The organism is Blastopirellula marina DSM 3645, assembly GCF_000153105.1.
Taxonomy (GTDB): Bacteria; Planctomycetota; Planctomycetia; order Pirellulales; family Pirellulaceae; genus Blastopirellula; species Blastopirellula marina.
Genome location: NZ_CH672377.1, coordinates 849,504 through 863,973, shown reverse-complemented (window position 1 = coordinate 863,973; position 14,470 = coordinate 849,504). Strand labels below are relative to the sequence as shown.

Genomic DNA, 14,470 nt, shown 5'->3' with positions numbered 1-14,470 from the left:
GTTAAACGCGTTCGCGAATCAGGCCGGGTGCTGCGTCGAGTGAAAGTTCGTCGTAGCTGCCGGCCTTTATTTTTTCCCATGCGATCGCCCCCATCACCGCATTGTCGGTGCAGAGGGCGAAGGGAGCGATGATCAATTCGATCTGGTTACGGTCGGCCATCTCTTGTAACGCATCGCGCAGGCGGCGATTCGCGGCGACACCGCCGCCAACACACAGTCGGGTGCGTCCCGCTTTTCGGATTGCTAGTTCCGCTTTGCCAACCAGGCAATCGACGACCGCCTGTTCAAAGCTGGCGGCAATGTCGGCGCGACGTTGAGCGGAGATCTCGATAGCGGAAAAATCGGGGCGACCAGGTCCCGCAATCTCGTACCGGACCGCTGTCTTGAGTCCGCTAAAGCTAAAGTCGAGTCGAGACGAATCTTGGAGAAACGGCCGAGGAAAAGGGATCGCCTGGGGATTTCCATCCGCCGCACATCGTGATATCGAAGGGCCGCCCGGATAGGGGAGTCCCAGCATCGACGCGACCTTGTCGAACGCTTCGCCGGCCGCATCGTCGATCGTTCCGCCCAGCGGGACAAAATCGGAAGGGCCCAAGCAATCGTAGAGGCTCGAGTGCCCGCCGCTGACGATCAGTCCCACGCAAGGAAAGATGTCGCGACCAGCGGCGAGTCGACAAGCGTAAATATGTCCGTGTAAGTGATTGACGCCGACAAGCGGCACGCCCAGCGACCAGGCGAGCGTCTTCGCGACCGAGACGCCAACTAGCAGCGAGCCAGCCAAGCCGGGAGTATGGGCGACGGCGACGGCGTTGATATCGGCAAGGGTCAGGTTCGCTTGAGCGAGCGTCTCGTCGATCACCGGCATGATTCGCTCGAGATGAGCGCGTGCGGCGATCTCAGGAACAACTCCATGGAATCGCTGGTGAAGCTTTTCTTGCGACGCGACAACGCTCGCTAAAGGCTCGAGATCTTCATTAATGATGGCTGCGGCTGTCTCGTCGCAGGTCGTCTCGATCGTCAACAGATTCATAAACCGTCGCTGCGTAATTAGGGGGAGGCTGGTTGTGAGAGTTTCGATTCGAGATATTCAAGCCCTTTGGCCAGCACTGGGTCGACATCGGCCAGCGGCGGTTCTGGAGCTGGGGGGTGCGGGATAAGCGTCCCCATGTCGCGTCGACGGCGGTAGTTCTGGAAGTTGGCGAGTTGCTTGGGCGTCATTTCGACTTCCATATCAGGCGAAGGAGAAACGCCCCACTCATCGGTATCTTTGGCGTCGGGCAAGCGATGGATATTTTTGCCGCTCGGGCGATGATAGCTAGCGGTCGTTAGCTTCATCGCGCTTTTGCCCTCTTCTAGATTGATGATATTCTGCACGCTCCCTTTGCCCCAGGTTCGCTGACCGATCACGACCGCACGTTCATGATCTTGCAGGCAAGCCGAAACAATTTCGCTGGCGCTGGCGCTAAAATGGTCGACCAATACGGCGACCGGAACGTCCACCAGGGTCGTGTCGGCGACGGCGCTCCACTCTCGCTTGGGAGTATTCCGGCCTTCCACGCTGACGATTTTCCCCTCGTTGATAAAGCGATCCGAGATTTCGATCGCGGCGCTGAGCAGACCGCCGGGGTTTGAACGCAAATCAACGATGAGCCCGCGGATTTCGTCTTTCTTCAATTGCTGCAGGACCGCGGCGAACTCTTCGGCGGTATTGCGGCTGAATATCGTAATGCGGACATAGGCGATCTTCTGGTCGTGATCGTAAATGTAGTCCCAGTCATTGTTCTCGAGACGCTGGTCGCCGAGCACGGTTTGCAGTTGGATCATCTCACGCTCCAACTCAACCGTTTCGGTCTTAAACTCAGCCGGGTGATAGATCACGAGAGAAACGGTTTCTCCTTCGTCTCCCTTCAAGCGCGCAATCGCGTCGTCGATCGTCATGCCTTTGGTGCTCTGGCCGTTAATCTCCAAGATGCGATCGCCGGCGCCCAGACCCGCGTCATAGGCGGGACCGCCCACCAAGGGACTCGCGATGATCAGCTGGCCATTGCGAGAATCAATTTGGATGCCGATGCCGCCAAACTGCTGATCGATGTTGGTGCGAAACCGGGCTAGCTCTTCTTGGGGGATATAGGTCGAATGGGGATCCAACTCGGTAATGACGCCGCGAATCGCAGCTTCGATAAGCTTGCGGCGATCGAGTTTTTCCACATAGTTGCGATCGACCTGGTCCAGCGCGTCAGCGAACATCTGGATTAATTCGACATAGTCATCGTCGATTTCGGCGTAGGGAGAGGGTTGGCTGACGCTTGGTTCGCTCGGCGTCGGGCCGGCCGCCCAAGTCAAGCGTTCCATCGGCAGGAGCAATGCGAAAGTGGTCAGCGCGGAAAGCGCGAAACTAGCAGGATTTTTCCACATGGGCGTAACTGCTCGCAGGGCGTTCGTACCGAGGAATGAGAAGACCGCGAAACAGAGTCACGGACTACTGAAGTATAGGGTACGACGCAAGTTACGGCAATTGATAGATCACTTGGAGTGCATTACGTTGGATGCGATGGACTCGGCAGGGTGGCGCGCTCTCCACAATCGGGTCCATGTGGTATGAGAATCTAAAGGCCGATTTTGGCCAGGGAGACTCCGATGACGAAGAAGCGTAAACGGCGTTCGCCGGAACAGATTGTGAAGGCCAGGCCTTGCAGGAAGGCGAGGCGATATTGGCGGCGGGCAAGTCATCAGCCGAAGTATTTCAGACTTTAGCGATCAGCGAAGCGACCTGGAAGTCGACGATTTTTAGTTCTTTGAAAGCGGGCATTTGCCCGCAATTCCTTCCAGGGGGGTTACGCGGCTCGACGCAATCGGGCCGTGCTCAGTTCACTAATGATGTGGACGACCGTGTCGATATCTTCATTGGTAAGCGCATTGTAAGTAGGGAGCATCAATCCGCTTGAGCCTAGAAAATCTGTATGTGGCAGGAGGTCACGAACGACCGGCGAATTTTGATATGGAGGAAGCGTGTGGATCGGCACAAAGAAGGGGCGAGAATCAATTCCCTTCGCAGCTAATCCGGATATCACTTCGTCTCGCGTTCGGCCATATTCAGTCGAATCGATCAGGACGGCATGCATCCAAGGGGAATGCGTCGCCCAAGACGCTATGGGTTGTAAGCGTACGCCGGGAATTTGAGCCAGGCCTTCATTGTAGCGCTGGAAGATTTCAATGCGTCGTGACATGATTTCGGACCGACGCTCCAGTTGCGCGCACAGCATCGCACATGCAACATTTGTCAGCCGATAATTGTATCCGATTACTGGGAAATAATACCTTTTTCGGGGATCCATTCCTTGACCGCGAAGCGTCTTCAGGCGGAGGGATAACTGATCGCTGTTAACGGTGACCGCACCTCCTTCGCCGCAGGTGAAGAGCTTATTTCCAAAGAATGAAAAGGTTGCCGCTGAACCCAAAGAGCCAACGGGTTTCCCCTTGTAAAGTGCGAAGTGGGCTTCAGCTGCATCTTCAACAACCCACAAGCCATGGATCGAAGCGATTTCGTTGATTGCGTCCATGTCCGCCGGATGACCAAGCAGATGGACTGCAATAATGCCTCTTGTTCGGGGGGTGATTGCTTCTTCAATTTGAGTGGGATCCATGCACCAAGTGTTGGGATCAATGTCAATGAAGACCGGCTCTGCGCCGCAATATCGTACCGCATTAGCGGTCGCAATGTAGGTCATCGAAGGGACGATAACTTCGTCCCCTGGACGAAGGCCCAGTCCTAAAATCGCCAAATGGAGAGCGACCGTTCCATTCGCGCAGCTCAATGCATGCTTCGTGTCGCAGAGTTCGCTAAACTCTTTCTCAAAACGATCAACAAATGCGCCGCTCGAGGAGATCCAGGAACTGCGAATGGCTTCAACGACATATTCTTCTTCTTTGCCAGTGACGTCCGCACTAGCAACAGGTATTTTCCACATAGGGATCTCCGCTACAGATTCCATTCCAACGGAAGTTAAAATGCACTGGTCGACAGCCGCGCAAACATACGCTTTGCTAAATCCAATGCAGAGCAGTATTTGGTTTTGCAGCGATTTGTGCTGAGGGAGTCTAGGAAAATTCAGATTTTGGGTCAAGCTCAATGAGTCTAATGCCGTCGAAGATTGGTCTTGTCATAATCGTTCCCCGTCCGGTCGGCGAAAAAGCCATTTCTTGCAGTGAGAAACAAACACTGATCCGCTTTATAGGCGCTAAGCAATAAATGCCCCCGCTGTCGGTGATCTCTTGTGCGATTCCTTTCTGGTTTCCCATCGAGTCGGACTTTCTTGATCAAGACTCACATGATTGACGGTCGCTCAGATTCTCGCCCTACGGATCCGGAGCATTGCTGCTAGCGGCGTCAGAACTGCATCGCAAAATCCACGCGTCGATCGTGATGATGTGCCCAGGGGTGGTTTCATGCAATGAGGTGATCAAGCTCAGCAAGCACTTCTCAAATCTGGCCGACTTAGAACTGCCGAGATTTGCCCCAGAGCGATAGTGCAAAAATCTTACGCGTTCGATGATCCGTCAAGTCAACGAATTTCTTTCGAACCGAATCAGTCGGCATATTGAGGAGACCCAAAAGTGCCCCCTCAGTCGCGGTCAATTACTCATGAAGGCTCCATGCCGCTCCTGGCCTCGCTGGTGCATGCTGCTCATCGTGTCGAGAGGACTTCAATGACAACCGTTCGCTCGGTTAGCTGACCCGGCCGAGTTCGTGCGTCGCTGCGCAGCTTCCCAACCCGATCTTTCGTAACGCCTGATACAGAAAATTGGGGCATACCGGATTGATGATGCTTGCGACTTGCCGTCGACCAGGGTTCCGATTTCCCGAACACAATTTTTTTCTTTCCATGGCACGAACGGTTCGGATTTTTGCTAACACGCCGGTTGAGAATCCAGATTCTTGGTCGAATCAAATGATCTTGACCTTTGCGGCAACGGCATCTTACCATCAACCCATAAGTGGCCCAAATGCCGCAAATACAGCTGGTTTTTCTCCGGGATTCGCAGGTTATCGATGAGTAATACCACCAATGCTAAGCGACCATTTCGGATCGGCGTGTGGTGCGATTACTCTAGTCTCACCGTGGCTCCTGATCAGGGCGAGGTGGGAAAATTTATCGCCAACATGATCGAAGGGCTGATGCAGCAACCGGAACAAATCGAGCTGCGAATTCTCGTCCGACCTGGCGATCAACATTTGTTTAGCGGCCTCGCCAAGCGATTTCCTGCGCGGGTCATGGTTCTGCCGGAAAAAGCGGAGCAGCGAGTGAAGCTGTCCGAGGCCTTAGGCGAATGGGGGGCTGCAGTATTGAGAAATCTCTCGGTGAAACGCGAGAGTATAAAGATGAGGCTAGAAGTAGAACTGGATCGCGTCGACGTTTGGAGCCGTAATCTCTCGCAACGTCCGAGGGGTCAGAGGTTTTCATTTGCGATAAAACCGATGATACGTCTAATTAATTTGTGTGCCCGAGTAAAGTGCGGGCTTCGCTACTGCAAGTTGGGCGCGAAGGCGGGAATAGCCCAGCTGTTTTGCAAGTCAATGCCCCGGAGTAGCTTTCATGTCAACTCGACAGCTCAGCAAGTCGCGAGTTACGCGGAATGCGACGTCTGGATTGTGCCTTGTGGTGTGCTGAAGACTCCTCTGAATGTTCCCGCGGTGGTATTCACTCACGGCGTCATCCAGGAGAACCACTCGGAGGAATTTGACCCAGGTTTTGTCCGAAATATCAATTCCCTCACTTTAGCAAGGACTAGCGAGGCGACGCTCGTTGCTTGCATATCAGATTTCATTCGCCCGAATGACTTGATAAAGCAACTGGGGGCACCACCGGAGAAAATTAGAATGGTGTCGACTGCGGGTGCGGCGCCCTTTCCTCGTACAAGTGAGCATGAGTCCGAAAGGCTTGTCGGACCGCAACTACTCAGCCGTCCCTTTGTGCTATGCCCAGCCTCATTTGGTCCCTATAGCGGGCATCATCAGCTAGTGCAGGCGGTGGCTGTGCTACGTGACGATTATCAGATCGAAGATTTCAGCCTCGTGTTGTATGGCGATAGCAACGAAATGCCTGCGAAACTCAGTGCATTGGCTGCTGAATTGGGGCTTGTTGATAGGATTCACGTTGTTGGGCCTGCTTCCAGGGAACGGCTGGGAGCTTTATATCGACATGCGATGGGAGCCATTGTTCCCACGCAATTCGAGGCAACCGTATTTCCACTGTACGAAGCGATCCAGGCCGCATGCCCGGTCGCTTGTTCTCGAATTCCTGCGATTGCAGAACAGTTCAAGTCGATGGACGATGCGATTCTTTACATCGATCCGCTGGATCCGAATTCCTTTGCTCGGGCGATCATGCAGATTCGCAGCAACGGAGCGGCAATTCGAGAGAACCAGCAGGAGGCGAGTACTGAGATTCGTAAGCGGTCTTGGAAAAATTCTGCGCTCGAGTGTTTGAACATATGCCATGAAGCCGCAGAAATTCACCGGAATGAAAATCGTGCTCGACCGGTTGAAAAACTACTTCCAGGCAAAACACGCCGACGAATCACTCTGCTGCATCATATCGCTTATGCAGGCGGCGTATGGCAAGCGACGTCGAGTATTGTTCGATCCTTGGTGCTAATCAATCGCGAGCGCCAGCAGTTGGAATTCGTTTTGGGGGTTCATCCTGAACAGCAAGGATATTTAGAATTGCAGTTGGAGCTCCCTGACCTACATGTTGAACCACTTCCACCGGTCATTGTCTCCAAGACCAGCTTAATCAATGCGTTGCCAAACGAGGCGACCATACTGGCGGAGCAAGCGACCGATGAATTCTTCTTTTTTGGCGGCAGGAATGATTTTCTGCTAGAGAGCGATGGTTGGTTTGCATTCGTGGATCAATTCACTATGCCGCTTCCACCGATCCGACCCTACGGCATTTTGATTCATGACATGCTCCGGCTCCATCTTCCTGAAGTATTTGCGGGGGCAGAGTGGGATAATATGGTGCGCCGAGGGATACGTCCCACCACTAATGCGGCCACCGTCACTGTGACGACTACTTCGCCAACGGCTCAAGATGTGATTGAAGAGTACCAGCTTCCATCCTCTCGTTGTCGAATGATTCCACTCGCCCACGAGCCTGCAAAAAAATTTACTTCGATTCATCCCACGCATGTTCAGGGTCTCAAAGAATCATTTGTCCTGAATGTTGCGAACGTGTCCGCTCATAAGGGCGCCGAAGCAATGTTGCGGGGCTTTGCGGAAGTGAAGAAGCGTTTGGGGTGGAAGGACTGGCAGCTCGTTCATACGGGTTGGGGGACGCAGTGGTTTTCCAAGCATTCAATGGACTATCCAGACGACAGGCACATAAAGCATATTCGCGAATTGGTGCATGAGCTTGGATTAGTTGAAGGCGAGGATGTTGTGTTCTTGGGCTATACTAATAACTCCCAACTGATGGACCTGTTCCAAAGGTCTAAGATTGTCGTCAATGCGGCGCGCTTTGATAATGGCTCTTACTCGATGATTGAAGGCGCGTGGTTTGGAAAGCCCGTTGTTTCTAGGCGTTACAAAGCTGCGGAATTCTTGGATCAGCGATTCGGAATCGGTTCGCATTTCTACGAGGGTGATTCGGCTGTTGGATTGGCGGATGCACTGGAAGCCGCGAGGGTCGATTTGACCGGTAACGGCGCATCTCAATTGGATCGACTCGAGCAAATTTGTCGTGATGAGGTTTCATTACGAAAATTCGGCGAGCGTCTCTATGATTTGATGGTGGAGATGGCGAATGGGGATGAGATTAGCGAGATTCCTGGCGAGAGCCTGGGAGATGCAAGTTGCATCAAGTTTTGAACGGATGGGCCTTCTTGGGACGCCATGATTTCGGCTGCCGCTACTGTCCGAAAGTCGTGGGCTATCGCAGTATTTCGGACAAGCTCGCTGGGGCCTATACACGCTCAAAAACATAGCAGATGTATTCACCATTCTGGTGTCGGCGTTTCACTCGGAAGCCGGTCCGCTCAGCTAAGATGTGAGGGGAGTTGTTCAGCAGAAATAGCGTGTGAAACCTCGTAAATGCATAGCTCCATTCGTAGCATGGAGATGAGTGGGCCATTACGCCCCCGTCCTTCAGCAAGTTATGGAAATCCTGGAATTGAGCGACGGGGGTTCGGAAATGTTCAATCACGTTGTTCGAGAAGATGCCGTTAAAGCGAGCGGAAATCAATTGTCGGTGGTTGACGATGAAATCGCTAGATGTCTCGGCGCTGGGCTCGTAGCCCCAAACGTCGTAATGCTCGTCGCGAAGGCGGGAAACCGTACGACTCCAAATCCCGCCGCAGCCCCAATCGAGGTAAGGGCCAATTCGTTCTGGCTCCATCGACCGAAACGTCTGAATCTCGTTTTCTGTCGAGTCGCTTTCAGCATATCGGGAGTAGAGTAGCCGGTAATCATGGTCCACGAATTCCTCGTCAAGATCCAGATACTTTTGCGGTCCAAAGATGCATCCGCATTTAGGGCACTCATATCGCTCTAGCTTGCCGCCACCAAACATGCATTTGTCGACGCGTTTTTTCCACATTCCCCAGCTCTGCTCCAAGTCGCAGATGATGCATCGAAGAATACGGTTCGGTAGAGTGGCGTCGTACATCCCGTCCAGCGTTGACCACAAAGCACGGTTAAAGTGCGACTCAACCAGCTCAAGTTGCCTTTCCAATTTGACAAGCCGATCGTTGTCAGATGGTGTCGGTTGATTCACAGGTTCTGGCCTTTCGGGCTGAGCGGTTATTAAGCCTTAGGGTTCCGAATCGCGGCATTATCGCTGCATTTTAGAGCAATAAGTTATAGTGGAAGTTGCAAACGTTGCTAAGAGCAATTTATTCCAGGTGACATTCGGGAAATTGCTCAAGAGACTAGTTTCAATGGGCAGGGGTGCTGAAGGCCTTGATGGCTCTTCCCGGATTGGACTTGACGCTACAAGAAGAATTTCGGTAACAATTCGGTAGTTGTGATGTGTCGCTATGCGTATGACTTCATTTATTTCACTTCAGACGCGGAACTAGTGGGGGGAACCAGAGTGGTCGTGCATCGCAAAGCGATCGATGTGGAAGTGGCGCTTGCTTCTGCAGTGCGGAGAAAGCACGAGGCCGAACTGGGATTGGCGTCTCACGATCTTCGTCAAATTGTTCCAGGGGAAAAGCCAAAAAAGAAGTTTCTGCGAAAGGTCCGCGATGAGTTGAGGCGGGCCAAAAGGAAGCTTAAAGGCTATTGGAGCAGTTTTCGCATTTTCAGAGCGCCCTTAAGGAGAGCAAATCTTGAGGCGGGGAATGATATCAACCGCACCGGTGAACCAACTCCGGTCCAACTTTCCAGCATGGATCAACGCCTGACGGCGTTGCAGGAAACGGCTGCGGTTATTTCGAGTGAAATGACTTCGGTGACTCAACCGTTGAAGTACATGACCAATGACTTCAAACGTGAATCCGGCGAGCTTTTATCGGCCGCCCAGCAATTAAGTTCGATGGCCAAGCAACTTGAGTCACTGGAGGACCGGATGTGCTCGGAAATTATGTCACGATTGCAACGTATTGAAGAGTCATTACACAATATCTCGATCTATTCGCTAATTTCGGCACGACGTGTGGCGATTCCGGGCGATGAAGGTGAGGTAATGATCCGATCCGAGGCAGGTTACGTCATCGTTCCGTCATGCGAACATGCCGTGATGGCTCACCTCATCGAAACGGGCGATCTAGAGGTCGGGACGCGTTTACTACTTCAAAGAGTATTGAAACCGGGCGACACTTTTGTTGATGTCGGGTGTCATATAGGTATGCATACCCTGGCTGCCGCCCAAATCCTCCGTGGGAATGGACGGATTTTCTCATTTGAGCCCTCGGCAAAAAACCATCTCTTCTTGCAAAAATCATTGATCCTGAATGGGTGTCAGGGAATCGTCACAACCTTCAACTGCGCCGTCTCTAATCAGGCCGGCGAACAGCCTCTGTATCTGGGAAAAATCAGCACTCACCAGTCTCTTTTCCCGCTGTCCCCGGACGAAGCGAAGGGCGATGAATTCGAAGTGGTGAAGACGATCAGATTAGACGAGGCAGTGCCGCCGGACGAGAAGGTGAGGCTAATAAAAATTGATGCCGAAGGTGCGGAGCTTCAGGTGCTCGAAGGTGCAAAGTCGATTGTGCAGAAGAATCCAGGCATCGCATTGATCGTTGAATTCGGAGCTTGTCATCTACGCCGGCTTGGGGTCGAGCCTTCGGATTGGCTTCGTCCGTTTGCCGATCTAGGCTTAGTTTATCGGGTTGTTGATGAAAAGAGTGGAAAGCTGGAGGAATGGGATTTTGATCGATTAACGGCGGTCGATTCTGTCAATCTCTTCTTTGCGTATCCAGAAAGCGATGTTTGGGCTGTCGCTAACGCCTGAGCATCCTTGGTATTGCAGCTTTGAGCCTTACGCGGTTATTCCCCTGCCGGCGGTCGTTGTATGCAAGGGACTACGGTTTCGACCGCATATTTGGGAGAGCGTGATGCCGGGGGCATTGAGTTTGTCGCGGTGATCTCATCAGATGCGTATTTGGTACTGAAAATCGATACGGCTTTATGGGTGGTCACTAACCTGGGGCGAGTTCCTCATTGTAGATGGGAGGTTGATTTGGTCTCTGGCCACGTCACCAAAATCGGTCAAAGTATAAAAATGAGTCAGCCCGCGAGTTTCGGGCAATCCAGACTCTAGTCGATTCTGAATGTGAGATCTCATTGAGCACATTGAATGCTTGATGGTTAGAACCGGTTCGCATCATCTGGATCTAGCTCTCCGCTTTTCAATCTCTTGAGCAGTGGCTGGGATGCCATTTTCCGCTGACAGTTCCGGAGAAAGATTTGTATTGCTCCTCGGCAAAAACGATAGGTTCCTCCGCCGTTTGGACGCAGGCAAGTTAAAGGAATGATGTTGCATAATTTCCGTTGCTCGATCGTCCAACGAGCCGGGATCAGGTTGGCGAAGGACATGAGCTCTTGTATGATCAAGGCGTCGCAAACCCGCCAATGGTATTTGTTACTCACTTGAAGTTGCTCAATGAAAATTGCCTTATGCTCGTCAATGGTTCCCTTCGCCAAGGGCGGGTACCGGAATGTCGTTGACTGGTTGGCATTGGTCCTGCAGGAACACGGTCATCACGTTGAAACGGTTTATCTTCCACAATCAAATAACGTTGATAATCTCTTTCGCCAACTCGGGGCATATCGATGGATCCATTTAGAAGATGCGGATCGGATCATCTGCTTCCGTCCACAGGCACATTTGATCCCGCATCCTCACAAGATATTGTGGTTTATTCACCACATTCGCGAATTCTATGATCTGTGGGACCATCCTGAATACAGGCTTGTTCCGGACAATGCTAAAAGCCGTGGAATCCGAAACGCTTTGCACAGCGTGGATACACGAGCGCTTCAGGAAGCGAGAAAGATCTTTACCAGCTCTCGAGTGATTTCCGATCGCCTAAAGAAGTCCAACGACATCGAAAGCGAAGTTCTTTATCCCCCGATATTTCAATCAGAGCGTTTTTCAAACCAAGGGATGAATGACGAGTTGCTTTGTGTCTGCCGAATGGCGCCGCACAAAAGGCAGCATCTGTTAGTTGAAGCAATGGCATATGTGAAGACATCGGTACGCTTGAGGCTTTGCGGTCCCAGTTCGCCGGAATACGCCGAAAAGCTAAATTCATTGATTCGCTCGTACCATCTGCAGGGACGTGTGACGATCGACGATCGCTGGATTGGCGAGGAAGAGAAAGTTCAGCTGTTCGGCAGCTGCTTTGCGGCCGCATATTTGCCGCGGGACGAAGACTTTTATGGGTATCCGACATTGGAAGCGGCTCATTCGAGTAAAGCACTGCTCACCACCACGGATGCGGGCGCAGTGAGCGAATTCGTTGTGAACGGCCACAATGGCTGCGTGGCTGAGCCTGTCCCTCAAGAAATCGCTAGTTCGATCGATGCGTTGTACAATGACCGCCAGGCAACGCAAGCTATGGGAGATCATGCTCGCGACCAAATCAATAAAATGGGCATCAGTTGGTCACATGTGCTGGAAAGACTGCTCTCGTGAAAGTTTTAATCGTCAACAACATGGTTCCGTTTGTGTGGGGTGGTGCAGAAGAACTGGGAGTTCACCTCCACGAAAATCTCATTAAGGCGGGGCATGAAGCAGAAATTCTTCGGATTCCATTTCAGTGGGAGCCTCAGCATCGAATCTTATCACAAATGCTGCTCGTGCGAGCTTTGGAGTTGGATAATGTTGATAAGGTGATCGCTTTCAAATTTCCCGCCTATCTGATTCGACATCCACGTAAAACGCTGTGGCTTCTCCACCAGTACCGCCAAGCCTACGACCTATACGACGCGGGGCAAACAAACTTGGTGGGCGAAGATGGCAAGCGTATTCAGCATGTTATCAAGGAAGCTGATCGCGAGGCCTTCAGCGAATCGCATGCCATCTACATTAACTCCGATGTCACGCAACAGCGATTGGCGCATTACAACGGGTTTGATTCTCAAGTTCTAAGGCCTCCCGTAAACGGTCCCGAAATGTTCCTTGGTGGGAAGTGTGGTGAGTATGTTTTTGCTGGCGGAAGAGTGAATGACATGAAACGCCAGTTTCTGCTCATACAGGCCATGGCCAAAACGAATGCCAATGTTCGGTTAATTATTGGAGGTCCACCTGATTATCCAAAGGATGGTGAAAGACTCCATCGGCTCGTTAGCGAACTTGGGCTAGCAGATCGCGTAAAACTAGACTTGCGATTTCTTCCACGCGAGGAATATGCAAATTACATACGAAATGCCCGAGCCGTTGCCTATCTGCCATTCGACGAAGACTCTCTTGGATACGTGGCCATGGAAGCAGCCACCGCCGGGAAGGCGCTGCTAACGACAACTGACTCGGGAGGGATTCTTGGGCTGGTTAAGCATATGGAGACAGGGTGGGTGGCTTCGCCGGATCCTGAATCGCTTGCTGTATCAATGAATGCCGCGTTTGAGAGCGAACAGCGCGCGATCGACTATGGACACAATGCCCAGCGTTTGTGGGATAGCTTTGGCGTTAACTGGGAAAACACGATACAGGTCTTGCTCCGATGAAATGTGTAATATTTACGCCAGTAACGGTACGATCTGCAATTGGTAGAATGGCGCGTTTGGTTACTCTTGCACTAAGGGAAAAGGGGCACGAAGTCACGGTGGTGCGGAGCGAGGTACCGGACAATTTTAAGGGGCCGACTCATGATTTCGATTGCCCAATTTTGCAATGGAATCAACAAGACAAAGTGCATGCGGCCATCGTAGCCTCGGATTTCGTCGTGTATCACATCGGCAATCACCTTGGCTTTCACCAGGGTTGTCTGAATTGGCTGACGGTGTCGCCAGGAATCGTGTGTCTGCATGATTATTATCTCGGTAATCTATTCTATGGCGCCTACGATACAGAGAGAGAGACTGGAAAAGCGATTGTCCGCAATTGGTATGGTGAGGAGATATCGCAGCGCTATTTTACCTATAAAAGCAGCGACGAATTTATCAGCCAAACGAATTTGCTGGCGCCAATGACGGAATGGATCTGTTCGATGGCGGTGGCCGTTTTGACCCACAGTGGTTGGGCGATCGATCGCGTGTTACGCTCCTGTCCAGGTCCTGTCAATGTTGTCCCGTTGGCTTACGAAGCGCTCACAGATGTGGTCTCGGAAAGCATTACACGCTCTGAAGATGAAGTTTTTCGTCTAATCACCATCGGTCACGTCAATCCAAATAAGCGTGTTCGTAGTGTAATTCAAGCAATTGCGGCAAGTCCTCGATTGAGGGAAAAAATTGAATATGAATTAGTCGGCTTCGTAGAAGAGAGCATACGCATAGAGCTTATTCGGTTTGCGACTAAACATAATGTCCGTCTGAAAATTGCCGGAGAGGTAGATGATACAGCTTTAGCGACTGCCATCCGCCGTGCCGATGCGATCAGTTGTTTGAGGTCGCCAATTCTTGAATCGGGGTCGGCCTCGGTTATTGAAGCCATGCTTGAGGGTAAGCCCACCCTGGTTACAAACGCTGCCCACTATAGCGAGATTCCAGATGGCTGCGTTGTCAAAATTCGACCGGAAAACGAAATAGCTGACATCACTGCTGCATTAGAACAATTATATTCAAACCCGCAGCAAAGTCTGATTATCGGGGCTCGGGCCAAGGAATACGCACGAGTCAATCACTCGGCTTCCCAATATGCTGATGCGGTCGTAGAAATCGCCGAGCAATGTTTGAGCTCTTCGGCAGCTCTCGACGCCCTGCGTTTCTACTCGAGCGTGGCGCAGGCGTGGGGAGCCCCCCTCTCGATGGTTAGCCATTCAGAGCTTTTGAATCCACTAAAGATCTTTGAGGACTGAGGAGCGGAAA

General features: G+C 52.0%; 9 protein-coding genes. 5 read left to right on the top strand and 4 right to left on the bottom strand.

The genetic code is table 11. The annotated features are described in order from the left end of the window. Position 1: 1 nt before the first annotated feature. The 3 genes from tsaD to DSM3645_RS22520 all read right to left on the bottom strand — a co-directional run bounded on the left by tsaD (position 2) and on the right by DSM3645_RS22520 (position 3,968). Complete coding sequence (tsaD, locus tag DSM3645_RS22535) at positions 2-1,030, bottom strand: tRNA (adenosine(37)-N6)-threonylcarbamoyltransferase complex transferase subunit TsaD (RefSeq protein ID WP_002654910.1); 1,029 nt, start codon at positions 1,028-1,030, stop codon at positions 2-4. Positions 1,031-1,047: 17 nt separating this feature from the next. Further along, entirely contained in the window at positions 1,048-2,415 is a 1,368-nt protein-coding gene (locus DSM3645_RS22530; RefSeq protein WP_002654909.1) for a S41 family peptidase, read from the bottom strand. Between the two features lie 419 nt (positions 2,416-2,834). Further along, a complete protein-coding gene (locus DSM3645_RS22520) occupies positions 2,835-3,968 on the bottom strand; it encodes a DegT/DnrJ/EryC1/StrS family aminotransferase (RefSeq protein WP_002654906.1) in 1,134 nt (377 codons plus the stop codon). Positions 3,969-5,050: 1,082 nt separating this feature from the next. Here DSM3645_RS22520 and DSM3645_RS22510 point away from each other — a divergent pair. Further along, positions 5,051-7,870 (top strand): glycosyltransferase, encoded by a 2,820-nt coding sequence (locus tag DSM3645_RS22510; RefSeq protein ID WP_002654905.1) that lies wholly within the window; start codon positions 5,051-5,053, stop codon positions 7,868-7,870. Positions 7,871-7,964: 94 nt separating this feature from the next. Here the strand turns inward: DSM3645_RS22510 and DSM3645_RS22505 are convergent, their stop codons facing one another. After that, positions 7,965-8,774 carry a class I SAM-dependent methyltransferase gene (locus DSM3645_RS22505; RefSeq protein ID WP_116344555.1) on the bottom strand — a complete coding sequence of 270 codons (810 nt, stop codon included), beginning with the start codon at positions 8,772-8,774 and terminating at the stop codon, positions 7,965-7,967. 324 nt (positions 8,775-9,098) lie between these two features. Here DSM3645_RS22505 and DSM3645_RS28865 point away from each other — a divergent pair, with 324 nt between their 5' ends. The 4 genes from DSM3645_RS28865 (at position 9,099) to DSM3645_RS22485 (ending at position 14,460) form a co-directional block, all read left to right on the top strand. Continuing rightward, positions 9,099-10,454 (top strand): FkbM family methyltransferase, encoded by a 1,356-nt coding sequence (locus DSM3645_RS28865; protein WP_161603404.1) that lies wholly within the window; start codon positions 9,099-9,101, stop codon positions 10,452-10,454. A 651-nt stretch (positions 10,455-11,105) separates the two neighbouring features. Then, entirely contained in the window at positions 11,106-12,140 is a 1,035-nt protein-coding gene (locus DSM3645_RS22495; protein WP_040352935.1) for a glycosyltransferase family 4 protein, read from the top strand. Continuing rightward, positions 12,137-13,171: a glycosyltransferase family 4 protein gene (locus DSM3645_RS22490; RefSeq protein WP_002654900.1), complete on the top strand. Its 1,035-nt coding sequence runs from the start codon at positions 12,137-12,139 to the stop codon at positions 13,169-13,171. Before DSM3645_RS22495 ends, DSM3645_RS22490 begins: the two co-directional genes overlap by 4 nt. Next, positions 13,168-14,460: a glycosyltransferase family 4 protein gene (locus tag DSM3645_RS22485; RefSeq protein WP_081444972.1), complete on the top strand. Its 1,293-nt coding sequence runs from the start codon at positions 13,168-13,170 to the stop codon at positions 14,458-14,460. Before DSM3645_RS22490 ends, DSM3645_RS22485 begins: the two co-directional genes overlap by 4 nt. Positions 14,461-14,470 lie beyond the last annotated feature (10 nt).